This window comes from Nitratireductor pacificus pht-3B (genome assembly GCF_000300335.1).
Classification (GTDB): domain Bacteria; phylum Pseudomonadota; class Alphaproteobacteria; order Rhizobiales; family Rhizobiaceae; genus Nitratireductor; species Nitratireductor pacificus.
This window is the reverse complement of record NZ_AMRM01000010.1, coordinates 86,285-111,000: the sequence shown is the minus strand read 5'-3', so window position 1 is coordinate 111,000 and position 24,716 is coordinate 86,285. Positions and strand designations below refer to the sequence as shown.

General features: G+C 65.7%; 23 protein-coding genes and 1 pseudogene. 6 read left to right on the top strand and 18 right to left on the bottom strand.

What is annotated here, in order from left to right:
* Positions 1 to 169 precede the first annotated feature (169 nt).
* The 10 genes from lpdA to NA2_RS10765 form a co-directional block, all read right to left on the bottom strand.
* Positions 170 to 1,576 (bottom strand): dihydrolipoyl dehydrogenase, encoded by a 1,407-nt coding sequence (gene lpdA / locus NA2_RS10810; RefSeq protein WP_008596839.1) that lies wholly within the window; start codon positions 1,574 to 1,576, stop codon positions 170 to 172.
* A gap of 33 nt (positions 1,577 to 1,609) precedes the next feature.
* Positions 1,610 to 2,365, bottom strand: a complete 756-nt coding sequence (locus tag NA2_RS10805) for an SDR family oxidoreductase (protein WP_008596837.1) — start codon at positions 2,363 to 2,365, stop codon at positions 1,610 to 1,612.
* A gap of 28 nt (positions 2,366 to 2,393) precedes the next feature.
* Positions 2,394 to 2,885, bottom strand: coding sequence for a hypothetical protein (locus NA2_RS10800; RefSeq protein WP_008596836.1), 492 nt, complete (start codon positions 2,883 to 2,885; stop codon positions 2,394 to 2,396).
* Between the two features lie 12 nt (positions 2,886 to 2,897).
* On the bottom strand, positions 2,898 to 4,442 hold the full coding sequence (gene odhB / locus NA2_RS10795; protein ID WP_008596835.1) for a 2-oxoglutarate dehydrogenase complex dihydrolipoyllysine-residue succinyltransferase: 1,545 nt from the start codon (positions 4,440 to 4,442) through the stop codon (positions 2,898 to 2,900).
* Positions 4,443 to 4,461: 19 nt separating this feature from the next.
* A complete protein-coding gene (locus tag NA2_RS10790; RefSeq protein WP_008596833.1) occupies positions 4,462 to 7,452 on the bottom strand; it encodes a 2-oxoglutarate dehydrogenase E1 component in 2,991 nt (996 codons plus the stop codon).
* 126 nt (positions 7,453 to 7,578) lie between these two features.
* Entirely contained in the window at positions 7,579 to 8,481 is a 903-nt protein-coding gene (gene sucD, locus NA2_RS10785; RefSeq protein WP_008596832.1) for a succinate--CoA ligase subunit alpha, read from the bottom strand.
* Between the two features lie 6 nt (positions 8,482 to 8,487).
* Positions 8,488 to 9,684, bottom strand: a complete 1,197-nt coding sequence (gene sucC / locus NA2_RS10780; RefSeq protein WP_008596830.1) for an ADP-forming succinate--CoA ligase subunit beta — start codon at positions 9,682 to 9,684, stop codon at positions 8,488 to 8,490.
* A gap of 13 nt (positions 9,685 to 9,697) precedes the next feature.
* Entirely contained in the window at positions 9,698 to 10,663 is a 966-nt protein-coding gene (gene mdh / locus NA2_RS10775; RefSeq protein WP_008596829.1) for a malate dehydrogenase, read from the bottom strand.
* A 339-nt stretch (positions 10,664 to 11,002) separates the two neighbouring features.
* Entirely contained in the window at positions 11,003 to 12,211 is a 1,209-nt protein-coding gene (gene zapE, locus NA2_RS10770; RefSeq protein ID WP_008596827.1) for a cell division protein ZapE, read from the bottom strand.
* Between the two features lie 161 nt (positions 12,212 to 12,372).
* The gene (locus NA2_RS10765) at positions 12,373 to 12,906 is read right to left on the bottom strand and encodes a protease inhibitor Inh/omp19 family protein (RefSeq protein WP_008596826.1); all 534 of its coding nucleotides are present in this window, start codon (positions 12,904 to 12,906) and stop codon (positions 12,373 to 12,375) included.
* Positions 12,907 to 13,167: 261 nt separating this feature from the next.
* Here NA2_RS10765 and NA2_RS21535 point away from each other — a divergent pair, with 261 nt between their 5' ends.
* The 6 genes and pseudogenes from NA2_RS21535 to NA2_RS10735 all read left to right on the top strand — a co-directional run bounded on the left by NA2_RS21535 (position 13,168) and on the right by NA2_RS10735 (position 18,318).
* A complete protein-coding gene (locus tag NA2_RS21535; protein WP_008596823.1) occupies positions 13,168 to 13,329 on the top strand; it encodes a DUF1328 family protein in 162 nt (53 codons plus the stop codon).
* Between the two features lie 192 nt (positions 13,330 to 13,521).
* A complete protein-coding gene (gene dapF, locus NA2_RS10755) occupies positions 13,522 to 14,403 on the top strand; it encodes a diaminopimelate epimerase (protein WP_008596820.1) in 882 nt (293 codons plus the stop codon).
* A complete protein-coding gene (gene mtaB / locus NA2_RS10750; protein WP_008596818.1) occupies positions 14,404 to 15,687 on the top strand; it encodes a tRNA (N(6)-L-threonylcarbamoyladenosine(37)-C(2))-methylthiotransferase MtaB in 1,284 nt (427 codons plus the stop codon). It begins immediately after the preceding gene.
* Positions 15,688 to 15,691: 4 nt separating this feature from the next.
* Positions 15,692 to 16,408: a hypothetical protein gene (locus NA2_RS21935; RefSeq protein WP_202803241.1), complete on the top strand. Its 717-nt coding sequence runs from the start codon at positions 15,692 to 15,694 to the stop codon at positions 16,406 to 16,408.
* Positions 16,409 to 16,511: 103 nt separating this feature from the next.
* A pseudogene (gene ftsY, locus NA2_RS10745) lies at positions 16,512 to 17,465 on the top strand (signal recognition particle-docking protein FtsY); the annotation flags it as partial.
* Between the two features lie 211 nt (positions 17,466 to 17,676).
* Positions 17,677 to 18,318 carry a septation protein A gene (locus NA2_RS10735; RefSeq protein ID WP_008596816.1) on the top strand — a complete coding sequence of 214 codons (642 nt, stop codon included), beginning with the start codon at positions 17,677 to 17,679 and terminating at the stop codon, positions 18,316 to 18,318.
* Positions 18,319 to 18,325: 7 nt separating this feature from the next.
* Here the strand turns inward: NA2_RS10735 and NA2_RS10730 are convergent, their stop codons facing one another.
* The 8 genes from NA2_RS10730 to tsaD form a co-directional block, all read right to left on the bottom strand.
* Positions 18,326 to 20,017 (bottom strand): SulP family inorganic anion transporter, encoded by a 1,692-nt coding sequence (locus NA2_RS10730; RefSeq protein ID WP_008596814.1) that lies wholly within the window; start codon positions 20,015 to 20,017, stop codon positions 18,326 to 18,328.
* A 94-nt stretch (positions 20,018 to 20,111) separates the two neighbouring features.
* Entirely contained in the window at positions 20,112 to 20,381 is a 270-nt protein-coding gene (locus NA2_RS10725; protein ID WP_040677493.1) for a helix-turn-helix domain-containing protein, read from the bottom strand.
* 103 nt (positions 20,382 to 20,484) lie between these two features.
* Complete coding sequence (locus NA2_RS10720) at positions 20,485 to 20,892, bottom strand: DUF1761 domain-containing protein (RefSeq protein ID WP_008596812.1); 408 nt, start codon at positions 20,890 to 20,892, stop codon at positions 20,485 to 20,487.
* A 55-nt stretch (positions 20,893 to 20,947) separates the two neighbouring features.
* Positions 20,948 to 21,604: a class I SAM-dependent methyltransferase gene (locus NA2_RS10715; protein ID WP_008596811.1), complete on the bottom strand. Its 657-nt coding sequence runs from the start codon at positions 21,602 to 21,604 to the stop codon at positions 20,948 to 20,950.
* Between the two features lie 9 nt (positions 21,605 to 21,613).
* Positions 21,614 to 22,039, bottom strand: a complete 426-nt coding sequence (locus NA2_RS10710; RefSeq protein ID WP_008596810.1) for an EVE domain-containing protein — start codon at positions 22,037 to 22,039, stop codon at positions 21,614 to 21,616.
* On the bottom strand, positions 22,039 to 22,335 hold the full coding sequence (locus NA2_RS10705; RefSeq protein WP_008596808.1) for a YciI-like protein: 297 nt from the start codon (positions 22,333 to 22,335) through the stop codon (positions 22,039 to 22,041). The genes NA2_RS10710 and NA2_RS10705 overlap by 1 nt, the downstream gene beginning before the upstream one ends.
* 249 nt (positions 22,336 to 22,584) lie before the next feature.
* On the bottom strand, positions 22,585 to 23,571 hold the full coding sequence (locus tag NA2_RS10700; RefSeq protein WP_008596806.1) for an NAD(P)H-dependent glycerol-3-phosphate dehydrogenase: 987 nt from the start codon (positions 23,569 to 23,571) through the stop codon (positions 22,585 to 22,587).
* Positions 23,568 to 24,656 carry a tRNA (adenosine(37)-N6)-threonylcarbamoyltransferase complex transferase subunit TsaD gene (gene tsaD / locus NA2_RS10695; protein ID WP_008596804.1) on the bottom strand — a complete coding sequence of 363 codons (1,089 nt, stop codon included), beginning with the start codon at positions 24,654 to 24,656 and terminating at the stop codon, positions 23,568 to 23,570. Before tsaD ends, NA2_RS10700 begins: the two co-directional genes overlap by 4 nt.
* Positions 24,657 to 24,716: the final 60 nt, after the last annotated feature.

Here is a 24,716-nt window from a genome sequence, read left to right as displayed (position 1 = left end):
CGAATGGGCCTTGCAGCCCTCTGCCTCCCTCATGGTGAGCTTGTCGAACCACGCAGGAAGGCGATGCAAGCAGCCGGTGGGCGAGAAAACACAACCATCGACCCCGCAAAACAAAAACACCCCGAAACGGCGCCGTTCCGGGGTGTTTTTGTTTATGCGCTTTGCCGGCCTACATGTGGATCGGCTTGGCGAAGGTGGCGAGCGCCGCCTCCTTGACGGCCTCCGACATGGTCGGATGGGCGTGGCAGGTGCGCGCCAGATCTTCCGACGAACCGCCGAACTCCATTAGCACCGCCGCCTCGTGGATCATCTCGCCGGCGCCGAAGCCGACGATGTGGACGCCAAGCACCCGGTCGGTCTTCTTGTCGGCCAGTATCTTGACGAAGCCGTCCGTCTGCAGCATGGCGCGGGCGCGGCCATTGGCGGAGAAGGGGAACTTGCCGGCGGTGTAATCGACGCCGGCCTTCTTCAGCTCTTCCTCGGTCTTGCCGACGGACGCCACTTCCGGGCTCGTGTAGACGACGCCGGGGATGACATCGTAGTTCACGTGACCCGCCTGGCCGGCGAGGATTTCGGCGACGGCGACACCCTCGTCCTCGGCCTTGTGCGCCAGCATCGGGCCGGCGATGACGTCGCCGATGGCGTAGACGCCCTCGACATTGGTGCGGTAATGGCCATCGGTCTTGACGCGGCCGCGCTCGTCCAGCTCGACGCCGGCCTCCTTCAGGCCGAGGCCTTCGGTGTAGGGCTTGCGGCCGGTGGCGATCAGCACCGCATCGGCCTCGATGGTCTCCGCGTCGCCGCCCTTGGCGGGCTCGAAGGTTACCTTGGCGCCCTTGCCGGCCTTGGCGACGTCCGTCACCTTGGCACCGAGCTTGAAGGTGAAGCCCTGCTTCGCCAGCATGCGCTGGAACTGCTTGGCCACCTCGCCGTCCATGCCGCCGAGGATCGTGTCGAGATACTCGACCACGGTGACCTTCGCGCCGAGGCGCGCCCAGACGGAGCCCAGCTCCAGGCCGATGACGCCGCCGCCGACGACGACCAGGCTGTCGGGCACCTTGGAGAACTCCAGAGCGCCGGTCGAGGAGACGATCACCTTCTCGTCGAACTTCACGTCGACGCCGGGAATGCCGGCGACGTCGGAACCGGTGGCGATGACGATGTTCTTGGTCTCGACCGTCTGTTCCTTGCCGTCATCGGCCTTCACGAGGACCTTGCCCTTGCCGGCGACGCTGCCGAAGCCGCGATAGACGTCGATCTTGTTCTTCTTCATCAGGAAGTCGAGGCCCTTGGTGTTCTGCTCGACCGTCTTGACCTTGTGCTCCAGCATTTTCTTCAGGTTGAGCTTGGGCTTGCCGACTTCGACGCCGAGATCCGGCAGGGCATGGCCGGCGGCGACGAAGGCTTCCGAGGCGTGCAGCAGGGCCTTGGACGGAATGCAGCCGACATTGACGCATGTGCCGCCATGGGTCGGCAGCTTCTCGACCACGGCCGTCTTGAGGCCGAGCTGGGCGGCCTTGATGGCGCAGACATAGCCGCCCGGGCCGGTTCCGATCACGACGAGATCATAGGACATTTCGCTGCCTTTCCTGCATTTCCTTGGCGGTCGCTAGCGGCCGCCGCTGACATTGAGAATAGCGCCCGTCGCATAGGACGCTTCGTTGGACAAGAGCCACAGCGCGGCGCGGGCGATTTCTTCGGCCGTGCCGGGGCGCTTCATGGGAATCTGGGCGGAAACCCGCATCGCCCGGTCGGGCTGGCCGCCCGAGGCGTGGATTTCCGTGTCGATGGTGCCAGGCCGCACGGCATTGACGCGGATGCCTTCTTCCGCGACCTCGCGCGCCAGGCCGACGGTGAAGGTGTCGACGGCGGCCTTGGCCGCGGCGTAGTCGACATATTCCCCGGCCGAACCGAGCACGGCGGCAATGGAGGAGATGTTGACGATGACACCGCCTTTGCCGCCGTGGCGCGTGGACATGCGCTTCACAGCCTCGCGGGCGCACAGCATGGTGCCGATGACATTGATGCGCATCATGCGTTCCATGCGGGCCGCATCCATTTCGTCGACGCGGGCCTTGAGGCTGACGACGCCGGCATTGTTGACCAGCGCATCGAGCGGGCCGAAGCGCTCGTCGATTGCCTCGAACATGGAGAGGATTTCCGCCTCGCTAGCCATATCGGCCTTGACGGCGAAAGCCTCGCCGCCGGCGGCCTCGATGGCGCGAACCACCTCGTCGGCGGCAGCGGCATTGGCGACGTAGTTGACGACGACGCGGTAGCCCGCCTCGGCGCCGAGCCGGCAGAGCGCCGCGCCGATGCCGCGTCCGCCGCCTGTCACCAGAAGTGTCTTCGCCGTTTGCGTCATGCGTTCCTGCGCGGCCGGTTCTCGATGATCATTCCTGGCACCCGCTCAGTGCGTAGACGTCCCAGGCGGGGAGGGCGGTCTCGCCGTCGTTGAGCGGGCCGGCATGCAGCGCCCGGCTCAGGTCGGCCAGCAGCAACCGGGGCGCTGCCGTCTCGCCGCGTGGCGGGATGAGGCCTACATTCCCCTCCGCGTCGAGCGCATAGACGACGCCCTGCCAATGGGTGCAGGCGGCGATCTCGTCGCCGGTCAGGTCGCCCTCGGGGCAGTCGAGCATCAGGGCGCCGGTCGGGCGGGAAACGCCCTCGTTCCAGGTCATGTGACCTTCCAGAACCGGGCCATCCGGCAGGATCAGGCGAAAGCTGTTGGCGACGATGGCGGCTTCGGTTTCCGGCCGGAAGTTGAGCTCCGTCGCGCCGCCCACTTCGCTGTAGACCGACAGTTCCTGCGGGCAGGCGGCATGCGCCTGCCCCGCGAGGCAGAGTGCGGCAAGGAGGCTTGGAATGACCGTCCAGCGCCGCATCGCGTTCAGCCCCTAGAGATCCAGCACCAGACGCTCGGGATCCTCCAGCACGTCCTTGATGCGCACCAGGAAGGTCACGGCTTCCTTGCCGTCAACGATGCGGTGGTCGTAGGAAAGCGCGAGATACATCATCGGGCGGATGACGATCTGGCCGCCGACGACCATCGGCCGCTCCTGGATCTTGTGCATGCCGAGAATGCCGGACTGCGGGGCGTTCAGGATCGGCGTCGACATCAGCGAGCCGTAGACGCCACCATTGGAGATGGTGAAGGTGCCGCCCTGCATGTCGGCCATGGAGAGCTTGCCGTCGCGGGCCGCGAGACCCAGCCGGCCGATCTCCTTCTCCACCTCGGCGATGGACATCCGGTCGGCATCGCGCACCACCGGCACGACGAGGCCGCGGTCGGTGCCGACGGCGACGCCGATATGGCAGAAGTTCTTGTAGATGATGTCCGTGCCGTCGATCTCGGCATTGACCGCGGGAATCTCCTTCAGCGCATGCGTCACGGCCTTGGTGAAGAAGCCCATGAAGCCCAGCTTCACGCCGTGCTTCTTCTCGAACAGGTCCTTGTACTTCTTGCGCAGGTCCATGACGGCCGTCATGTCCACCTCGTTGAAGGTGGTCAGCATGGCGGCGTTCGCCTGCGCGTCCTTAAGGCGGCGGGCGATGGTCTGGCGCAGGCGCGTCATCTTCACGCGTTCCTCGCGCACCTCGTCCTCGGCCGGCGAGGCCGGGCGGGCGACCTTCGGCGTCTCCGCCGGGGAGCTCGGCGCGCCGCGCTCCATGGCGGCCAGCACGTCACCCTTCAGGACCTGGCCTTCCTTGCCGGAGCCGGAAACGTCGCCAGCCTTCACGCCCTGCTCGGTCATCAGCTTCTGCGCCGAAGGTGCGGGGGGGCGGCTGCTCTCGGCGGCCTTGGCCGGCTTCTCCGCTTCGGCAGGCTTCTCGGCTGCGGGTTTCTCGGCCGGCTTGGCGGCACCGGCGGAGGCGCCTTCCTCGATGCGCAGCAGCAGCGCGCCGACCTGCACTTCATCGCCCGAGGCAACGACCAGTTCCTTGATGACGCCGTCGACGGGCGACATCACTTCCTGGGCGGCCTTGTCGGTCTCCAGTTCCAGAAGCGCTTCGTCGGTCTTCACCGCGTCGCCGACCTTCTTGTAGATCTCGCCGACCTGGGCCTCGGTGACGGATTCACCCGCCGATGGAACATTCACCTCGACGATTTTTCCGCCGGCCATGGTTGCCTCCTGATTCTGACTGCCGCCGGACGCTTCCGCTGCGGACTGGTTTGTCTCTGGTTTCGATTTTCCGGCCGCCTGTCTTTCGGCGATCATGCCGAGCAGGGCGCCGACCTCAACGGTATCGCCTTCCTTCACCACGATCTCATCCAGCGTACCGGACGCAGGCGCGGGCACCTCGATGGAGACCTTGTCGGTTTCCAGCTCGACAATAGGCTCGTCGGCGGCGATCGCGTCGCCGACATTCTTCATCCAGCGGGCGATCGTCGCCTCCGCGACGGACTCGCCGAGCGTGGGGACGCGGATTTCAGTCGCCATTTCCAGTCTCCGTCGCTTCCTATTCGCCGAGCGCGTCTTCGAGGAAAGCCTCGAGCTGCGCCAGGTGCTTCGACATCAGGCCCGTTGCCGGCGATGCGGCGGCCGGACGGCCGGTATAGCGCACGCGGGTGTTCTTGGCGTTGATGTGCTGCAGCACCCATTCCAGATAGGGATCGATGAACGACCATGCACCCATGTTCTTGGGTTCTTCCTGGCACCACACCATCTCGGCGTTCTTGAAACGCGACAATTCGGTGATCAGCGCCTTGGCCGGGAACGGATAGAGCTGTTCGATGCGCAGCAGGTAGACATCGTCGATGCCGCGCTTCTCGCGTTCCTCATAGAGATCGTAATAGACCTTGCCCGAGCACATCACCACGCGGCGGATCTTGGAATCCTTGACCAGCTTGATCGGCTGATCCTTCAGATACTCCGCATCGTCCCACAGCAGGCGGTGGAAGGCGCTTTCGCCGGCCAGCTCGCTAAGCGTCGACACGCAGCGCTTGTGACGCAGCAGCGACTTCGGCGTCATCAGGATCAGCGGCTTGCGGAAGTCGCGCTTCATCTGACGGCGCAGGATGTGGAAGTAGTTGGCCGGCGTGGTGCAGTTCGCCACCTGCATGTTGTCCTCGGCGCAGAGCTGGAGGAAACGCTCCAGGCGCGCGGAGGAGTGCTCCGGCCCCTGGCCCTCATAGCCGTGCGGCAGAAGGCAGACGAGGCCCGACATGCGCAGCCACTTGCGCTCGCCCGACGAGATGAACTGGTCGAACACGACCTGCGCGCCGTTGGCGAAGTCGCCGAACTGCGCTTCCCACAGGGTCAGCGCGCGCGGCTCGGCCAGCGAGAAGCCATATTCGAAGCCGAGCACGGCTTCTTCCGAGAGCATCGAGTTGATGACCTCGTAATAGGCCTGCTGCGGTCCCAGGTTGTTGAGCGGGATGTAGCGGTTCTCGTCGCGCTGGTCGTAGAGCACGGAGTGGCGCTGCGAGAAGGTGCCGCGCTCGGAATCCTGGCCCGACAGGCGAACCGGATGGCCCTCGATCAGGATCGAGCCGTAGGCGAGCGCCTCGGCGGTCGCCCAGTCGATGCCCTCGCCGGAATCGATCATCTTCTGACGGTTGGTCATGAAGCGCTGGATGGTGCGGTGGACCTCGAAGTCCTCCGGCACTTCCGAGAGCTTCCGGCCGATCTCCTTCAGCGTCTTCACCGGCATGGCGGTCTTGCCGCGGCGCTGCTCGTCCTCGTTGTCGGCCTTCTTCAGGCCCGACCACGCACCGTCCAGCCAGTCGGCCTTGTTGGGCTTGTAGGCCTGGCCGGCCTCGAACTCGGTTTCGAGATGAGCGCGCCAGTCCGCGCGCATCTTCTCGATGTCCGCTTCGGTGACGATGCCTTCGGCCAGCATCTTCTTCGCGTAGACCTCGCCGGTCGTCGCGTGCTGGCGGATCTTGCGGTACATGATCGGCTGGGTGAATGCCGGCTCGTCGCCCTCATTGTGGCCGTAGCGGCGGTAGCAGAACATGTCGATGACCACCGGCTTGTGGAAGGTCATGCGGAATTCGGTCGCCACCTTCGCGGCGTAGACCACCGCTTCCGGATCGTCGCCGTTCACGTGGAAGATCGGCGCCTCGATCATCTTCGCCACGTCGGACGGATAGGGCGAGGAGCGCGAGAAGCGCGGATTGGTGGTGAAGCCGATCTGGTTGTTGATGATGAAATGCACGGTGCCGGCGACGCGGTGTCCGCGCAGGCCGGACAGGCCGAGACATTCGGCCACCACGCCCTGGCCGGCGAAGGCGGCGTCGCCGTGCAGCAGCAGCGGCATGACGCGGGCGCGCTCCTCGATCGGCACGACTTCCTCGCGCTTGCGGCCGAAAATCTGGTCCTGCTTGGCGCGGGCCTTGCCCATGACGACCGGGTTGACGATTTCCAGATGGGAGGGGTTCGCGGTGAGCGAGAGATGCACCTTGTTGCTGTCGAACTCGCGGTCCGACGAGGCGCCCAGATGGTACTTCACGTCGCCCGAACCTTCCACGTCGTCGGGGGCGAAGGAACCGCCCTTGAACTCGTGGAAGATGGCGCGGTGCGGCTTCTGCAGCACCTGGGAGAGCACGTTCAGGCGGCCGCGGTGGGCCATGCCGAAGACGATCTCCTTGAGGCCCATCTGGCCGCCGCGCTTGATGATCTGCTCGAGCGCCGGGATCAGCGCCTCGCCGCCGTCGAGGCCGAAACGCTTCGTGCCCTTGTACTTGACGTCGATGAACTGCTCGAAGCCTTCCGCCTCGACCAGCTTCTGCAGGATCGCCTTCTTGCCGTTGGCGGTGAACTCGACGCCCTTGTCCGGCCCCTCGATGCGCTCCTGGATCCAGGCCTTCTCCTCGGGGTTGGAGATGTGCATGAACTCGACGCCGAGCGTCGAGCAATAGGTGCGCTTCAGGATGTCGAGCATCTCGCGGATGGTCGCGGTCTCGAGGCCCAGAACATGGTCGATGAAGATCGGGCGGTCGTAGTCGGCTTCGGTGAAGCCATAGGCGGCCGGCGACAGCTCGTTATAGTCCTCGAGCGGCTTTGCGATGCCCAGCGGGTCGAGATCGGCATGCAGATGGCCGCGCATGCGGTAGGCGCGGATCATCATGATGGCGCGGACGGAATCGCGGGTGGCGCGCTGCACCTCCTCGGCGGTCAGCGCGGCGGCGCCGGCAGCGGCCGCCTTGTCCTTGATCTTGCCGTCGAAATGCTTCTCCAGCGTGCCCCAGTCGCCGTCTAGCGCTGAGACCAGCTCGCCATTGGCGGTTTCGGGCCAGCCCTTCCGCTTCCAGGACGCGCCGGAAGCGTTCTTGCGAACGTCCGCTGCATCGTCCTGCAGTGCGCCGAAGAAAGCGCGCCAGTCCTCGTTCACCGAGGAGGGATTGTCCTGGTAGCTGGCATAAAGCTCCTCGATGTAGGCGGCATTGCCGCCATACAGGAAGGAGGTGAGGGACATTTCGTCGTTGGCCTGATCTTGTCGTGCCATAGTCTTTCCGGAGCCCGCGCTCCGTCTCCTTGCTTGGAGCGAGTAGCGAATAGTGAGTAGCGAATAGGAGAAGCGGCGCGTGCGCCGCTCGGCAGGTCTATTCGCTATTCGCTACTCCCTATTCGCTTATCCCTTGATCGCTTCGACGAGTGTCGTGCCGAGACGTGCAGGCGAAGGCGACACCTTGATGCCGGCCGCTTCCATCGCCGCGATCTTGTCTTCCGCGCCGCCCTTGCCGCCGGAGATCACCGCGCCGGCATGGCCCATGGTGCGTCCGGGAGGGGCAGTGCGGCCCGCGATGAAGCCGGCCATCGGCTTCCTGCGGCCTTTCTTGGCTTCGTCGCGCAGGAACTGGGCTGCTTCTTCTTCCGCCGAGCCGCCGATCTCGCCGATCATGATGATCGACTTGGTCTCGTCGTCGGCGAGGAACATCTCCAGCACGTCGATGAACTCGGTGCCCTTGACCGGGTCGCCGCCGATGCCGACGGCCGTGGTCTGGCCGAGGCCGGCATTGGTCGTCTGGAACACCGCCTCATAGGTGAGTGTGCCGGAGCGGGAGACCACGCCGACGGAGCCCTTCTTGAAGATGTTGCCGGGCATGATGCCGATCTTGCACTCGTTCGGCGTCAGGACGCCGGGGCAGTTCGGGCCGATCAGGCGCGACTTCGACTTCTCGAGCTTCGCCTTCACCTGGACCATGTCCATCACAGGGATGCCCTCGGTGATGCAGACGATGAGCGGGATCTCCGCTTCGATCGCCTCGATGATGGCAGCACCGGCGCCTGCCGGCGGCACGTAGATCACGGATGCGTCCGCGCCGGTCCGCTCCTTGCCTTCGGCGACGGAGGCGAAAATCGGAAGCTCTTCACCGCCCTGGCCGGTCCAGGTGGAGCCGCCCTTCTTGGGGTGAATGCCGCCGACCATCTGCGTGCCGTGATAGGCGAGCGCCTGCTCGGTGTGGAAGGTGCCGGTCTTGCCGGTCAGGCCCTGAACCAGAACCTTGGTGTCTTTGTTGACGAGAATGGACATCTTGGCTCAGCTTCCCTTAACGGCTGCAACGATCTTCTTGGCGGCGTCGTCGAGATCATCGGCGGCGATCACGTTGAGGCCGCTTTCGTTGATGATCTTCTTGCCGAGATCGACATTGGTGCCTTCGAGGCGAACGACGAGCGGAACCTTCAGGCCCACTTCCTTGACAGCAGCGACAACGCCCTCGGCGATGACGTCGCAGCGCATGATGCCGCCGAAGATGTTGACCAGGATGCCCTTCACGGCCGGATCGGCGGTGATGATCTTGAAGGCGGCCGTCACCTTCTCCTTGGACGCGCCGCCGCCGACATCGAGGAAGTTGGCGGGCTCGGCTCCGTAGAGCTTGATGATGTCCATCGTGGCCATGGCAAGGCCGGCGCCGTTGACCATGCAGCCGATGTTGCCGTCCAGCGCCACATAGGCGAGGTCGTATTTGGAGGCTTCGATTTCCTTCGCGTCTTCCTCGGTCGTGTCGCGCAGGGCGACCACGTCCTCGTGACGGAAAAGGGCGTTGCCGTCGAAGGAGACCTTGGCGTCGAGAACGCGCAGGCGGCCGTTTTCCATGACGATCAGTGGGTTCACTTCCAGAAGGCTCATGTCCTTCTCGGTGAAGGCCTTGTAGAGGATCGGGAACAGCGTCTCGCCGTCCTTCGCCGCCTGGCCGTCGAGCTTCAGTGCCTCGTTCAGCTTCTTCAGATCGTCAGCCGTCACGCCCGTCTCCGGGTCGATGGCGAGCGTCAGGATCTTCTCCGGCGTTTCCTCGGCCACGGCCTCGATGTCCATGCCGCCCTCGGTCGAGACGACGAAGGCGGGACGGCCGACCGTACGGTCGATCAGGATGGAGAGATACAGCTCACGGTCGATGTCGGCGCCGTCCTCGATGTAGAGGCGGTTCACCTGCTTGCCGGCGGGGCCGGTCTGCTTGGTGACGAGCGTGTTGCCCAGCATCTCGTTGGTGTGAGCGACGACTTCCTCGACGCTCTTCGCCAGCCGCACGCCGCCCTTTGCGTCAGGGCCGAGTTCCGTGAACTTGCCCTTGCCGCGTCCGCCGGCATGGATCTGGCTCTTCACCACATAGAGCGGTCCGGGGAGCTTCCTGGCGGCGGCCTCGGCCTCGCCCTTCTCGAACACCGGGACGCCATCGGCCACCGGTGCGCCAAAGCTCTTCAGGAGTTGCTTGGCCTGATACTCGTGAATGTTCATGGGGCCGCTGTTCCTACTTCTTCAGGTTGGGCGCGATGTTGGCGCAGGCCTCGCACAGGCCGGCGACGGCCTCGACGGACTTGTCGAACATCTTCTGCTCGGTCTTGTTCAGGTCGATCTCGATGATGCGCTCGACGCCGCCGGCGCCGATCACTGTCGGGACGCCGACATACATGTTCTTGACGCCGTACTGGCCGGACAGGTGCGCCGCGCAGGGCAGGACGCGCTTCTTGTCCTTCAGGTAGCTCTCGGCCATGGCGATCGCCGAGGAGGCCGGGGCGTAGTAGGCCGAGCCGGTCTTCAGCAGGCCGACGATCTCGGCGCCGCCGTCACGGGTGCGCTGGACGATCTCCTCGATGCGCTCCTTGGTGGCCCAGCCCATCTTGACGAGATCCGGGATCGGAATGCCGCCGACTGTGGAGTAGCGGGTCAGCGGGACCATGGAATCGCCGTGGCCGCCGAGCACGAAGGCCGTCACGTCCTCGACGGAGACCTTGAACTCTTCCGACAGGAAGTAGCGGAAACGGGCCGAGTCCAGCACGCCGGCCATGCCGACCACATGGCTCTTCGGCAGGCCGGAGAACTTCTGCAGAGCCCAGACCATGGCATCGAGCGGGTTGGTGATGCAGATCACGAAGGCGTTGGGGGCGTATTTCTTGATGCCCGCGCCGACCTGCTCCATGACCTTGAGGTTGATGCCGAGAAGATCGTCGCGGCTCATGCCCGGCTTGCGGGCGACGCCGGCGGTGACGATGCAGACATCGGCGCCCTCGATGGCGGAATAGTCGTTGGCGCCGGTCATCTTCGCGTCGAAACCCTCGACGGGCGCGGATTCGGCAATGTCCAGTCCCTTGCCCTGGGGGATGCCCTCGGCAATGTCGAATAGGACGACATCGCCCAGTTCCTTCAGGCCCGCCAGATGAGCGAGCGTGCCACCGATCATGCCGGAGCCGATGAGAGCGATCTTATCGCGTGCCATGTGGTCAGAATTCCCCCTTGAGTCGAAAGGATAGGTGAGGTTTGTGAAGAGAATTTGCGCGCTTTGCGTGTTGCCTGTGCCGTGTCACACCAATGCAATTCGAGCCGCGTACCGACGCCCGCGACCCTTCCGGATCATTGCGTCTTCCGCTCTGGCTCTCTCATTCAGACCTCTTGGAATAAGCATACTGGGCGGAAAATTCAAACGATTCTTATCCAGCAAGTTTTTTCAATCGTTTAGACTCTTTGGGATTTACGTAAAGGTAAAAGTTTTTCGTCCTTTCGAAGCGACGATGCGCATCTTCGGGCGTGTTCAGGCCCGGCGCTCCTCACCGGACCGCTATCCCGGATATGCAGTGGCGGCGGTTTCGCCGTCACGGGACGCCGCGCCGTTCAGCGCCGCCGTCCCGGCGAGCCAGTCGTGGCTCTGCATCTCGATCAGGCGGGAGACGGTGCGCTCGAACTCGAACGCCTCCGTTCCCGATGTTGCCTGGTAGAGCGCCTCGGGAGCCGCCGCGGCGGAGAGCAACAGGCGGGCATGGCTGTCGTACAATGTGTCGATCAGCAGGATGAAGCGCTTCGCCTCGTTGCGGCGCGACAGGTCCATCACCGGCACGTGATCGATGAAGAGCGTGTCGAACGCTGCGGCGATGGCGAGATAGTCGCGCGCGCCCAGGGGTTTTTCGCACAGCTCCGCGAAGGAAAAGCGCGCTGCGCGACCCACCGCCCGCTCTACGGGGATCTTGCGTCCCTTCACGCTAAGGGTGCGGGCTTCCGGCTCGCGCCCGTCTGCGACCGTTCCCCACGCTTCGTCCATCTGGCGTTCGGCGTCGTCGTCGTCCGGCGTCATGTAGACGGGCATGCGGTTGAGCTTCCGCAACCGGTAATCCGTGTCGGCGTCCAGTTCCAGGATGCGCGTATGCTGCTTCAGAATGCCGATGAAGGGCAGGAACAGACCCCGGTTCAGGCCGTTGCGGTAAAGATCGTCCGGCGCGACGTTGGAGGTGGCCACGAGCACGACGCCGCGCTCGAACAGGGCCGCGAACAGGCGCGACAGGATCATCGCGTCGGCGATGTCCGTGACCGTGAATTCGTCGAAGCACAGGACCCAGGCTTCCTTCGCCAGCGCGGCCGCCACGGGGCCGATCGGGTCGGCCTCCCGCGTTTCGCCGGCCTTCAGTGCGGCGCGGTGCCGGCCGATCCGGTCGTGGACGTCGGCCATGAAGTCGTTGAAATGCGCGCGGCGCTTGTGCTCGACCGGCACAAGCTCGAAGAACAGGTCCATCAGCATGGTCTTGCCGCGGCCGACGCCGCCATGGACGTAAAGCCCCCGGACGGGTTCGCGGGTCCTGTCGCGCTTGGCGAACAACCAACCAAGCGCGCTGGACTTGCGCGCCAGGCGCTTGTCGCAGATCTCGCCGATCAGGTGATCGAGGGCGGCGGCCACCTTCATCTGGATCGGATCGCGCGTCAGCGCGCCCGTTTCCACCAGGTGATCGTAGCGTTGCGCGACGGAAGGATGAACAACGAGGCCGTCACGCAGCGTCATGATGGGCTTTCGGATCGGCCGGCCGGCCGCAGGATGAAAACTGGGGGTCCAGGGTCCGATCCCGGAGCGATCTCATGATGACCCGGCCCGCCTGAACTGTTCTGGACTCTTCTCTTGCCACATTCTTCGGTGCCGAAGCGATGCCGCTTCGGCCGGAACCTCTAGCGTGTCAGGGAGATCGGCTGGCCGCTGGTCGTCTGCCCGTCGAAGCGTTCCGCACCCGAGGAATAGAGCCGGGCCAAGACACCGCCATTCGCATCGTAAAACGCCAACTGCTTGCCTTCGACGTTCCAGGACTTCACGCCATCCATGGGTGCCGGGCAACGCAGGGGGCCGGCGCGGTAGCCGGCGCCGAACTTGGTCTGCGGCGTCGCCACGCGGCAGGACTGGCCCGCGACGTTCACGCTCCACACGCCTGCGACGGCGCCGGAGGAAACTTCCGGGGCGTTTGCGGCGGCGTTCGGATCGAGTGCCGCGACCTGCGTGCCCTGCTCCGGCGGCGCCGGGAAATCGGAAGGGTTGGTCGGGGCGGACGGAGGCGGAAGCTGGCTGGAGGTCACCGTTCCGGAAGGGGCTGCTGCCAAAGGCGCAGGCGCGCGGTTGCCGCCCGCGGATGCAAAGCGCTCGCTGGTGCAGCCGCCAAGAGTGAGCGCAAGCAGTGAAACTGCCATGAATGCGAATTTTGTGTGCGGCATGCGTGTCTCTCCGTTGCGGCGCTTAATGCGCCGACTCGTCTAAGAGTTCCATTCGAAACGCCAATCGTGGCAACTTTCGCAACTATAACAGCCCAGGCGTGGTTAAGAACCGGTTTCGAAGTCGATGCGCGCCGACTGTCTCCAATCAGCAACACTCGGCAACACCGGGATCCGCGCCGCAGGGAACCAGGGTTCGACCCCGGCGTTAAGACCCGACGCGACCCGGGACTTCAATGATGGGCCGCAACAAGGGGTACGATTATGCTCAAATGGATTCTTATTCTTCTGATTGTTGCTGCGGTTGCCGGTCTTCTCGGCATGAACAGTATTGCCGGTGCCGCCATGACGGGCGTGAAGCTGCTGATCGCCATTGTCCTGGTGCTGTTCCTGCTCGCCGTGCTGGGCATCGTGGTCATCGCCTAGCCGGGCCCGACGCGGGACCCTCCGTTGGCCGGTTCGCTTCGGCGAAGAGGACGGCTGACGGACACGCGCCTGCCGCCGTTCGTCTGGTAATTTCGCCCGTCATCAGCCATATAGGCGCCAGACCCTTGCAGCGTCGTGATCCTTCGAGGCGCATGACGCTGCAAGTCATTGAATCCAGGCATCGGGGTCCGGATGGCGGAACTGGCAGCTTTTGCGAAGATGAACGGCCTCGGCAACGCGATCATCGTCGCCGACATGCGCGGGCGCACGGATCGCGTCGCCGCCGAGGCCGCGCGCGCGCTGAACGCCGATCCGGCAACGCGTTTCGACCAGATCATGGCGATCCACGACCCGCGCATCGCCGGCACGCAGAACTATATCGAGATCCTCAACTCCGACGGCAGCCAGGCGCAGGCCTGCGGCAACGGCACGCGCTGCGTGGTGCAGGCCCTGTCCGCCGAGACCGGGCGGAAGGCCTTCACCTTCCAGACCGTCGCCGGCATCATCAGCGCCACCGAGCACGAGGACGGGCTGATCTCCGTCGACATGGGCAGGCCGCGCTTCGGCTGGCAGGAGATTCCGCTTGCTGAGGAATTCCGCGACACGCGGATGATCGAGTTGCAGGTCGGGCCGATCGACGCGCCGGTGCTGCATTCGCCCTCGGTGGTCTCGATGGGCAATCCACACGCGATCTTCTGGGTGGAGCAGGATATCAATTCCTATGATCTCGCCCGTTTCGGTCCGCTGCTCGAGAACCATCCGATCTTTCCCGAGCGCGCCAACATCTCGCTCGCCCGGATCACGTCCGACGAAGCGCTGACGCTGCGCACCTGGGAGCGTGGAGCCGGGCTGACGCTCGCCTGCGGCTCCGCCGCCTGCGCCGCCGCCGTCGCCGCCGCACGCACCGGCCGAACGGGACGCCATGTCACGGTGACCGTGCCTGGTGGCGCGCTCGACCTTCTATGGCGCGAGGACGATCACGTCATCATGACCGGCCCGGCGGCCTGGGAGTTCTCCGGCCGTTTCGATCCGGCAACGGGTGCCTGGCAGCGGGAAACGGAGGGGGCGGCCTGAATGGCGGTCGATGTCCTGACATTCGGCTGCCGGCTCAACGCCTATGAATCGGAGGTCATCAAGCGCAAGGCCGGGGAGGCCGGCCTTGGGGATCTCGACGGCGGGGCGGTGGTGGTCAACACCTGCGCGGTGACCGGCGAGGCCGTGCGGCAGGCGCGACAGGCGATCCGCCGCGCGCGGCGCGAGAACCCCGAGGCGCGCATCATCGTCACCGGCTGCGCCGCGCAGACGGACCCGGCCGGCTTCGAGGCGATGGGCGAGGTCGACCTGGTGCTCGGCAACGAGGAGAAACTGCAGAGCCACCATTACCGGGCGCTGCCCGATTTCGGTGTCAATGACACCGAGAAGGTGCGCGTCAACGACATCATGTCGGTGCGCGAGACGGCGGCGCACATGGTCGATTCCATCGAGGGGCGGGTGCGCGCCTTCGTCCAGGTGCAGAATGGCTGTGACCACCGCTGCACCTTCTGCATCATCCCCTTCGGCCGCGGCAATTCGCGCTCCGTGCCGATGGGCGCGGTGGTGGACCAGGTGCGGCAGATCGTCGAAAACGGCTATGTCGAAGCGGTGCTGACGGGCGTGGACCTGACGAGCTATGGCTGCGACCTGCCCGGCCAGCCCCGGCTCGGGCGGCTGGTGCGGACGATCCTGAAGGAAGTGCCCGGGCTGAAGCGCCTGCGCCTGTCGTCGATCGATTCCATCGAGGCGGATGACGACCTGATGCGGGCGCTGGCGGAGGAGGAGCGGCTGATGCCCTATCTGCACCTCTCCCTGCAGCATGGCGACGACATGATCCTGAAGCGCATGAAGCGGCGGCATTCGCGCGCGCATTCCATCGGCTTCTGCCGCGAGGTGCTGCGGCTCAGGCCCGACGCCGTCTTCGGCGCGGACATCATCGCCGGTTTCCCGACCGAGACGGAAGCGATGTTCGACAATTCGCTGCGCATCGTCGACGAATGCCGGCTGACGCATCTGCATGTCTTTCCCTTCAGCCCGCGCGAGGGCACGCCGGCGGCGCGCATGCCGCAACTGCCGCGCGCGCTGGTCAAGGAGCGCGCGGCGCGCCTGCGGGTGGCGGGGAAGGCGGCCTACCGGGCGCATCTCGACCGTTTCACGGGAACGCGGCAGCGCCTGCTGGTCGAGCATGGCGGCATCGGCCGCATGGAGGATTTCACGCCGGCCCTGACCGGCAAGGCGCGGCCCGGGCGCATCATTGATGCGGCCATAACGGGCCATGATGGAAAGCGGCTCATCGCCGCGGTTGAAGAGCAGGAAGCGGCGTAGCGGGATGGCGTTCGGATTCATCAAGAAGGTCTTCTCCTTCGGCAAGAAGAAGGTCGAGGAGACGACGCCCGAGGACGAGCGCGCGGAAGATGTCGCCGGTGTCGAGGAGGCGCAGCCCTCTGCGGTTCCTGCCGAGCCGGAGCCTGAACAGAAGGCCGAAGATCCAGACGCGACGCCCGCTGATGAGGCAGCAGGTACAGAGCCTGAACCCGAAGATGCCGGCGCGGGCCCCTCATCCGACCCTTCGGGCCCCCTTCTCCCCGCAAACGGGGAGAAGGAAGCGGAGCGGGTGGTTGACGCCGCCGGGGAAGTTGATTCCGCTCTGAAGCCAGAGCCAGAGCCAGAGCCAGAGCCAGAGCCAGAGCCAGAGCCAGAGCCAGAGCCAGAGCCAGAGCCAGAGCCAGAGCCAGAGCCAGAGCCAGAGCCAGAGCCAGAGCCAGAGCCAGAGCCAGAGCCAGAGCCAGAGCCAGAGCCAGAGCCAGAGCCAGAGCCAGAGCCAGAGCCAGAGCCAGAGCCAGAGCCAGAGCCAGAGCCAGAGCCAGAGCCAGAGCCAGAGCCAGAGCCAGAGCCAGAGCCAGAGCCAGAGCCAGAGCCAGAGCCAGAGCCAGAGCCAGAGCCAGAGCCAGAGCCAGAGCCAGAGCCGAAGGCAGAAGATCAGGACGCGACGCCCGCGCCCCCTTCTCCCCGCGAGCGGGGAGAAGGAAGAGGAGCGCTTGATTGACGATGCCCGGGAAGCCGATGCCGCTCCGGAGCCGAAGGTAGAAGATCAAGCTGCGGCGGTCGTTCCTCCGGCCAGGCTCACCGTCGCCAAGACCGTCGAGCGGAAGGGTGAGGCGGCGCCCGAGCCGGCTGCCGCGCCGAAGAAGCCCTGGTACCAGCGGCTGCGCGAAGGGCTGTCGCGCTCGTCGCGCGAGCTGCGCGACAACATCGCCGGTGTCTTCACCAAGCGGAAGCTGGACGAGGACACGCTGCAGGATCTGGAAGACGTGCTGCTGCGCGCCGATCTTGGCCTGGAGACGGCGATGCGGGTGACCGATGCGCTCGCGTCGGGCCGCTACGGCAAGGACATTTCCGGCGAGGAAGTGCAGGCGGTGATGGCCGAGGAAATCGAGAAGGTGCTGGCGCCCGTCGCCATGCCCCTGGAACTCGACCTGTCGCACAAGCCGCATGTCATCCTCGTGGTCGGCGTCAACGGCACCGGCAAGACGACCACCATCGGCAAGCTTGCCGCGAAGCTGGTCGAGGGCGGCCTGTCCGTGACGCTGGGTGCCGGCGACACGTTCCGCGCGGCGGCCATCGAGCAGCTCAGGATCTGGGGCGAGCGCACCGGCTCGCCCGTCGTTTCCTCAAAACTTGGCGCCGACGCGGCGGGCCTCGCCTTCGATGCCTATGAAAAGGCGAAGGAAGCCGGCTCCGACGTGCTGATCATCGACACGGCCGGCCGGTTGCAGAACAAGGCCGAGCTGATGGCGGAGCTGGAGAAGATCGTCCGCGTGCTCGGCAAGCATGATCCGGATGCGCCGCACACCGTCCTCCAGACGGTCGATGCGACCACCGGGCAGAACGCCCTTAATCAGGTCGAAATCTTCCGCAATGTTGCGGGCGTCAACGGCCTTGTCATGACCAAGCTCGACGGCACGGCGCGGGGCGGCATCCTCGTGTCCATCGCCGCCAAGCACAAGCTGCCGGTCTATTTCATCGGTGTCGGCGAGCAGGTCGACGATCTGGAACCCTTTTCGGCGAGCGATTTCGCCAAGGCGATTGCGGGAGTGGCTTAGTTTTGACGCGCTTGAACCTGGATACCCCCCTCTGTCCTGCCGGGCATCTCCCCCTCAAGGGGGTAGAATGGCCCGCACGGACGGTTTCGCGGTTCTGCAACATTGGTGATTGGCACCAAGGCTTCCGCCACCTGATCTCCCCCTTTGAGGGGGAGATGCCCGGCAGGGCAGAGGGGGGCAGGGCGCCGAACGTCTTCCGGGAGTGCGTCCAATGACCCGTCTTCTCGAACGCGATCCCTCGGACCCGAAGCGGAAGGAACTCAACCCGCTCCTGAAGCTGGTGCTGGAGCTCGGGCCGCTGATGGTGTTCTTCTTCGTCAACGCGCGCGGCGAATGGCTGGCCGAGCGATTCCCGGCGCTGGCGGCCCTCGGCGGGCCGATCTTCATGGCGACCGGGCTGTTCATGGCGGCGACGGTGATCGCGCTTGCCGTATCCTGGGTACTGACCCGCACCCTGCCGATCATGCCACTGGTTTCCGGCGTCGTGGTGCTGATCTTCGGTGCGCTGACGCTCTATCTGCACAACGAGACCTTCATCAAGATGAAGCCGACCATCGTCAACACGCTGTTCGGCGCGATCCTGCTCGGCGGCCTCGCCTTCGGGAAATCGCTGCTCGGCTATGTGTTCGATTCCGCCTTCAAGCTCGACGCGGAGGGCTGGCGCAAGCTTACGCTGCGCTGGGGGCTGTTCTTCCTGTTCCTTGCGGTGGTCAACGAGGTCGTCTGGCGCTCCTTCTCCACCGACGCCTGGGTCGCCTTCAAGGTCTGGGGCATCATGCCGATCACCATCCTCTTCACCATGAGCCAGATGCCGCTGATCATGCGGCATTCGCTGGAAGAGCCGACGAAATAGCCGCGTCTCACGCGGTCGCGATGGCCCGCCGCGCGGCGGCCGTGGCTTCTTCCAGGCTTCCGTAGAAGCGCACTTGTGGCGCATGCAGGCCGTGCGTCCGCAACAGGCGATGCATCGGCTGGCTGGCGCCGACCAGATACAGGCCCGCGCCATGCCGTCCCGCCTTGCGGACGAAGCCCTCGATGGTGGAGGCGGCCGTGGAATCGAGGAAGCTGACCGCGGAGATGTCGATGACATAGGCTTTCGGCTGTCCGCCGATGCGGTCGAGTGCCGCGGCAACGGCGGATGCCGCGCCGAAGAAGAATGCGCCGGAAATCCGGTAGACGACGATGTCGTCATCGGTAGCGATATCGGGCGCATAGGGTTGTTCGCCATTGTCGGGGCGGTCGGCGATCGACGCCATGCCGTGCTCAACGCGCACCATCTCCGACATGCGGTGCAGGAACAGCAGCGCGCCGAGGCCGAAGCCGACCAGGATGCCTTCGGTCAGGTCGCGGAACACCACCAGCAGGAAGGTGACGAGGAGCACCGCCGCATCGCCGCCGGAAGAGCGCAGGAGCGCGCCGAACTGATGCTTCTCCGCCATGTTCCAGGCGACGACCACGAGAATGGCGGCGAGGGCCGCGAGCGGGATGAAGCGCGCCAGCGGCGCGGCGATCAGCATGAAGGCGAGCAGGAACAGCGCGTGAAGCATGCCGGACACCGGCCCGCGCGAACCGGCGCGCACATTCGCCGCCGTGCGGGCGATGGTGCCGGTCACGCAGATGCCGCCGAACAGCGCCGACCCGATGTTGGCGATCCCCTGCGCCACCAACTCGCAATTGGACCGGTGCCGCCGGCCGGTCATGCTGTCCGCGACGACGGCGGAGAGCAGGCTCTCGATGCCGCCGAGCAGGGCGAAGGACAGCGCAGACGGCAGGACGGCGACGATCTTCTCCAGCGACAACGCCGGCAGGTGCGGCGCGGGGAGCATCTGCGGAATGCCGCCGAAGCGCGTGCCGATGGTCTCGACGGGAAGGCCGGACACCCATGCCACGCACGTCGCGAGCGCGACGGCGATGAGAAAGCCCGGCCAATGCGGTCTGACGCGGCGCAGGCCGAGGATGACGGCGACCACGCCGATGGCGAGTGCGAGGGACGCCTTGTTCACCGTCGGCAGCGCCGTCGCCAGTGCCTGCAGCTTGGGAATGAACGGGCCGGGTTCCGGGCCCGAAAGGATCAGTCCGAGAAAATCCCTGATCTGGCTCGCCAGGATGACGACGGCGATGCCCGAGGTGAAGCCGACGGTCACGGGGTAGGGAACATACTTGATGAAGGTGCCGAGCCACAGGAAGCCGATGGCGAGCAGGATGAAGCCGGAGAGAAACGTCGCGAGGATCAGCCCGTCGATGCCATGCGTCTGGACCGTGGCGAAGACGAGGACGATGAAGGCACCCGCCGGACCGCCGATCTGGAAGCGGCTGCCGCCCAGCGCCGAGACCAGGAAACCACCGACGATCGCCGTGTAAAGACCCCGCTCCGGCGGCACGCCGGAGGCGATGGCGATGGCCATGGAAAGGGGAAGCGCGATGATGGCGACGGTGAGACCGGCGATGACATCGGCCCTGAACGCATCCAGACCGTAGCCCTCACGCAACACCGTGATCAGCTTCGGTGTGAAAAGCGCGGCAAGATCGACCTGGTTCCTGCGGGTAGGCATCGCTGCTCCCCCCAATACCTTCCGGCAGCAGTGCCGTCGGCTTCAGACTCATTCGGCGTTTGTGCGGGCGCCAGGCGGTCGCCGTTGCCAATGTTCAGACAGGCTTCGCCCGTGCCGCGGGTTCCCTGAAACGCACACCGCGCCCGGTCCCGGTGCTCGGCGCGTTGTCGCCGATCAGCTCGATGCCGGCGGCGGCCAGGGCCTCGACGACCTTGGACAGCGTGTCGACCACGCCGCGCACATTGCCCTCGCTCGCCTCCATCCGCTGGATCGTCGGCAAGGAGACGCCCGAAAGCTCGGCCAGTTGCTTCTGATCGATACCCAGAAGGGCGCGGGCGGCGCGCATTTGTGCTGCGGTGATCATTGGCGCTCCGTCTGGGTAGGTATATACAAGCTTTTAATAATGATGTCTAGAACATCATTATTGATGTATTTATCGGTAGTTTTGACGACCGGGGCCCGTATTCCTAGACGCCGAACCAGCCGATGATCCCGCCCATCACGACGGCCACGCCCAGCCAGTGGCCGGCGTCGATCAGGGTCAGGTTCCAGCCAAATCCCTCATAGCGCTGGTTGACGGCGGTGGTCGTGGCCATGAAGCCCAGCCAGACGAAAGCGCCCGAGACGACACCGTTCCAGAGCGTGACCTGGCCCGCGCCCAGATGGCCGATGACGCCCGCCAGCACCCAGGCCATGATCAGTTCGGCCACGAAGGAGGTGATCAGGAGGGATGGGGCCATCTTCGCTTCCTCCGGCTTGATCCGCGCGGCCTTCATCCACGGTTTGCCGAGCGTGCCGTAGTAGACCGAGCCGAAGATGAAGGCGGCGATCGCCGCGACGAGAATGGCAAGATAGTTGAGACCGGCGAAATCCATCGGATCCTCCTCGAAGGCTCTGCAAGCCGGATTGAACCCGCACCCCCGGATGCGGTCAAGCGAATTGCCAGACCGTGGTGCGCTTCACCTCCGCGTCTTCCAGCGCGCGGGTCACCGGGACGGCGTAGACGGCCAGTTCGGTGAGGCGGGCGCGCGGCAGGTAGCTGCGGCCGGGATCGCCGACGATCACGCGTGACCCTGCCTGCGAGAGGCGTTCGAACCAGGGCACCAGCCTGTCCGTCATCGCCCGGTCGTAGAACACGTCGCCAGCCAGCACGACATCCCATCCGCCCATGGCGCCGACTAGATCGTCCCCAGTCGTCTCGAACGCCACATCATTGGCGGCCATGTTGAGTGCGCAGGTCGGCCGGGAGAAGGGATCGGTGTCCGCGGCGAGCACGCGCTGCGCGCCGGCCTTTATCGCGGCGATGGCGACCAGCCCGGAGCCGGTCGCGAAGTCGAGCACGCTGCATCCGCGCACGCTTTCGGGACGGTCGAGAACATAGCGCGCAAGGCCCTGCCCGCCGGCCCAGGCAAACGCCCAAAAGGGCGGCGGCAGGCCGATTTCGGCAAGCTCCTCTTCGGTGCGCTGCCACAGATCATGCGCTTCGTCGGCGAGATGCAGGGCGACCTCCGGCACATGCGGCGGCCGCGTCAGCGCCGTGTTGGCGCGGATGAACGCCACCGCGTCGTCCGGGGTGATGTGCTTCACGGCGCCTTCTCAGGGAGCCTTGTCGAGCCCGCCCATGCGGCAGATTTCGGTCCATTCGGCCTTGCTGACCGGCTGGACGGAAAGGCGCGAATTGTTGACCAGGATCATCTCCGAGAGCTTCGGATTGGCCTTGATATCGGCGAGCGTCACAGGGTTGGGAACGTCCTTCACGGCGCGGATATCGACGCATTCCCAGCGCGGGTCATCGGTCGTCGAATCGTGATGGGCCAGCGCGCAGACCTCGACAATGCCGACCACGCTGGTTTCCTTCACCGAATGGTAGAAGAAGCCCAGATCGCCGATCTTCATCTCGCGCATGTTGTTGCGCGCCTGGTAGTTGCGCACGCCATCCCACTCCTGCCCGGCGTCGCCCTTCTTCTTCTGCATCTCCCAGGACCAGGAGGTGGGTTCGGATTTGAACAGCCAGTAGGCCATCATGCGTTCTCCGGATTGTTGAAGACCCAGTTCCAGGCTCGTATCTCAACGGATTCGAACAGGCCTGCAAGAGCATATGGATCGGCGGCGGCGATCAGTTCGGCGGCCGCCTGGTCTTCCGCCTCGATGGCGACGAGGCTGCCGCAGGGCTTTCCCTCCGCGTCGAGGAAGGGGCCGGCGAATTTCAGCGCGCCGTTCTCGTTGAGACCGTTGAGGAACGCCACGTGGTCGGGGCGCGTGCCGGTGCGGGTGTCCAGATGTCCCGGCTTGTCCTTGCAGATGATGGCGAAGATCATGGGTTCTCCCTTTTCGATCGTTGTCTCTTTCCGGCGTGGCGCGCGCTTACCCCTCCCTTGCGAATTCTAACACTTAGCCTTCAGCTAAGATGTTGAAATCGCTTTCTCTCCCGCAAGGGGAGAGATACGCCTGCATCGAAGAAGTACGCCTATCTCCCCCTGTGGAGGAGAAAGCAAATTCCTGGGCTTGGCGGAGCCAAGTCCTTGGAATTTGCAAGAGAGGGGTCCTTCTTCTTCCCAAGCGCCACCTCAATCCTCGCTCTTCAGCGGCCGCGCCAGAAGCGCCTGCATGGCCTTCTCGACCGTCAGCCGCCCGTGCAGCAGTTCCGTCACGCTCTCGATGATCGGCGCCTCGAGTCCGCGTTCCCGGACGATGCGGGCGGCGATGCCGGCGGTGTGTGCGCCCTCGGCGAGCGGCCGGCCGTCGAGACTGTCGCCGCGCCCCAGCGCCACGCCGTAGGCGAAGTTGCGCGACTGTTCGGAGCCGCAGGTGAGGATCAGGTCGCCAAGGCCCGAAAGCCCCATCAACGTCTCCGGTCGCGCCCCGAAGGCACCGCCGATGCGGCGCAGCTCGACGAAGCCGCGCGTGATCAGGGCGGCGACGGCGCTGGCTCCGAGGCCCGCGCCGCTCGTGGCGCCGGCGGCGATGGCCAGCACGTTCTTCAGCGCGCCGCCGATCTCGACACCGGTCATGTCGTCAGTGGAGTAGCAGCGCAGATGCGGCGCGGAGAGGCTTTCGGCAAGCCGCGCGGCCAATGCGGCATCGTTCGCCGCCACGGTGACCGCCGTGGGCAGGCCGCGCGCCAGGTCGGTCGCGAAACTCGGGCCGGAGAGGGCGGCGACGGGGTTTTTCGGCAGGATCTCGGCCGCAATCTCCGACAGGAGCCGCCCGGTTTCCCGCTCGATGCCCTTGGCACAAAGGACGACTGGAACGCCCTGCGGCAGGTGTGGCGCCGCCGCAGCGAGAACGGCCCGCATGGTCTGCGTCGGCGTGACCGCCAGAACGCATCCGGCACCTTCCAGCGCGACGTTCATCTCCGTGGTCGCCCGCAGCGCCGGGTCGAGCGCGATGCCTGGCAGGTAGCGCTCGTTGCGATGGGTGTCGTTGATTGCCTGCGTGAGGGCGGCGTCGCGCGCCCAGACGGTGGTGGCGTGGCCGGCCGCGCGCATCGTGCCGGCAAGCGCTGTGCCCCAGGCGCCGGCGCCAAGAACGGCAATCGTCGATGGTCTGTTCATGCCTTGGCTCCCCGCTTACCCGCCCCGAACAGCGGCGCCGCCGCCTGGTCGAGCGGCCAGCGCGGGCGCGGCGCGAAGGACAGGGGATCGTCCTCGGCCAGCCCGTGCCGCAGCCTTTCCAGTCCGGCCCAGGCGATCATTGCCGCATTGTCTCCGCACAGTTTTGCCGGCGGCGCGACGAGGCCAAAGCCGTTCGCTTCGCACAGGGCGTCCAGCGCCGCGCGGATCGCCTGATTGGCCGCGACGCCGCCGGCCACCACCAGCACGGGTTTCTTCAGATCCGGATGCTCGTCGCGGAAGCGCTCCAGGCTGCGCTTCACGCGATCCGCCAGGGTCTCGGTGACAGCGCGCTGGAACGCGGCGCAGATGTCCGCAATGTCGCTTTCCGCGAGGGGCGCAAGCTCCGTCGCCGTGCGGCGCACCGCCGTCTTCAGGCCGGAGAAGGAGAAATCCGGCCGCGCCTCGCCCTTGAGCGGACGCGGGAAGGCAAAGCGCCGCGCATTGCCCGAGCGGGCGGCCTTCTCGACGCTCGGTCCCCCCGGATAGGGCAGGCCGAGCAGTTTCGCGGTCTTGTCGAAAGCCTCGCCGAGGGCGTCGTCGATGGTCGAGGCCCAGCGCGTGTAGCGGCCAACGCCGCTCACATGGACGATCTGGGTGTGCCCGCCGGAAACCAGCAGCAGCAGATAGGGGAAGTCCAGCCCGTCCGTCAGCCGCGCGGTCAGCGCGTGGCCCTCGAGATGGTTGACCGGAATCAGCGGCTTGCCTGCCGCCGCGGCGATGGCCTTCGCCGTGGTCAGGCCGACGATCAATCCGCCGATCAGGCCGGGGCCGGCAGTGGCGGCGATGGCATCGATGTCGGCGAGGGTGCAGCCGGCCTCGGTAAGCGCCGCATCGATCACCCCGTCGAGCGCTTCCACATGGGCGCGTGCGGCGATCTCCGGCACCACGCCGCCGAAAGCGGCATGCTCGGCGATCTGGCTGAGCACGACGTTCGACAGGATGGCCGGCGCGCCGGTCGCGTCACAGCCGACGACCGAGGCGGCGGTTTCGTCGCAGCTCGTCTCGATGCCCAGAATGCGCGTCATTCGGCCTTACCCGCTGTTGTTGCCGTCGCGGCCAATCCCCGTTAGGGAAAGGTGCATCCG

Coding starts and splice junctions, on each gene's coding strand:
- lpdA (WP_008596839.1), bottom strand. CDS start 1,576: ATGTCCTATGATCTCGTCGTGATCGGAACCGGCCCGGGCGGCTATGTC.
- NA2_RS10805 (WP_008596837.1), bottom strand. CDS start 2,365: ATGACGCAAACGGCGAAGACACTTCTGGTGACAGGCGGCGGACGCGGC.
- NA2_RS10800 (WP_008596836.1), bottom strand. CDS start 2,885: ATGCGGCGCTGGACGGTCATTCCAAGCCTCCTTGCCGCACTCTGCCTC.
- odhB (WP_008596835.1), bottom strand. CDS start 4,442: ATGGCGACTGAAATCCGCGTCCCCACGCTCGGCGAGTCCGTCGCGGAG.
- NA2_RS10790 (WP_008596833.1), bottom strand. CDS start 7,452: ATGGCACGACAAGATCAGGCCAACGACGAAATGTCCCTCACCTCCTTC.
- sucD (WP_008596832.1), bottom strand. CDS start 8,481: ATGTCCATTCTCGTCAACAAAGACACCAAGGTTCTGGTTCAGGGCCTG.
- sucC (WP_008596830.1), bottom strand. CDS start 9,684: ATGAACATTCACGAGTATCAGGCCAAGCAACTCCTGAAGAGCTTTGGC.
- mdh (WP_008596829.1), bottom strand. CDS start 10,663: ATGGCACGCGATAAGATCGCTCTCATCGGCTCCGGCATGATCGGTGGC.
- zapE (WP_008596827.1), bottom strand. CDS start 12,211: ATGACGCTGCGTGACGGCCTCGTTGTTCATCCTTCCGTCGCGCAACGC.
- NA2_RS10765 (WP_008596826.1), bottom strand. CDS start 12,906: ATGCCGCACACAAAATTCGCATTCATGGCAGTTTCACTGCTTGCGCTC.
- NA2_RS21535 (WP_008596823.1), top strand. CDS start 13,168: ATGCTCAAATGGATTCTTATTCTTCTGATTGTTGCTGCGGTTGCCGGT.
- dapF (WP_008596820.1), top strand. CDS start 13,522: ATGGCGGAACTGGCAGCTTTTGCGAAGATGAACGGCCTCGGCAACGCG.
- mtaB (WP_008596818.1), top strand. CDS start 14,404: ATGGCGGTCGATGTCCTGACATTCGGCTGCCGGCTCAACGCCTATGAA.
- NA2_RS21935 (WP_202803241.1), top strand. CDS start 15,692: ATGGCGTTCGGATTCATCAAGAAGGTCTTCTCCTTCGGCAAGAAGAAG.
- NA2_RS10735 (WP_008596816.1), top strand. CDS start 17,677: ATGACCCGTCTTCTCGAACGCGATCCCTCGGACCCGAAGCGGAAGGAA.
- NA2_RS10730 (WP_008596814.1), bottom strand. CDS start 20,017: ATGCCTACCCGCAGGAACCAGGTCGATCTTGCCGCGCTTTTCACACCG.
- NA2_RS10725 (WP_040677493.1), bottom strand. CDS start 20,381: ATGATCACCGCAGCACAAATGCGCGCCGCCCGCGCCCTTCTGGGTATC.
- NA2_RS10720 (WP_008596812.1), bottom strand. CDS start 20,892: ATGGATTTCGCCGGTCTCAACTATCTTGCCATTCTCGTCGCGGCGATC.
- NA2_RS10710 (WP_008596810.1), bottom strand. CDS start 22,039: ATGGCCTACTGGCTGTTCAAATCCGAACCCACCTCCTGGTCCTGGGAG.
- NA2_RS10705 (WP_008596808.1), bottom strand. CDS start 22,335: ATGATCTTCGCCATCATCTGCAAGGACAAGCCGGGACATCTGGACACC.
- NA2_RS10700 (WP_008596806.1), bottom strand. CDS start 23,571: ATGAACAGACCATCGACGATTGCCGTTCTTGGCGCCGGCGCCTGGGGC.
- tsaD (WP_008596804.1), bottom strand. CDS start 24,656: ATGACGCGCATTCTGGGCATCGAGACGAGCTGCGACGAAACCGCCGCC.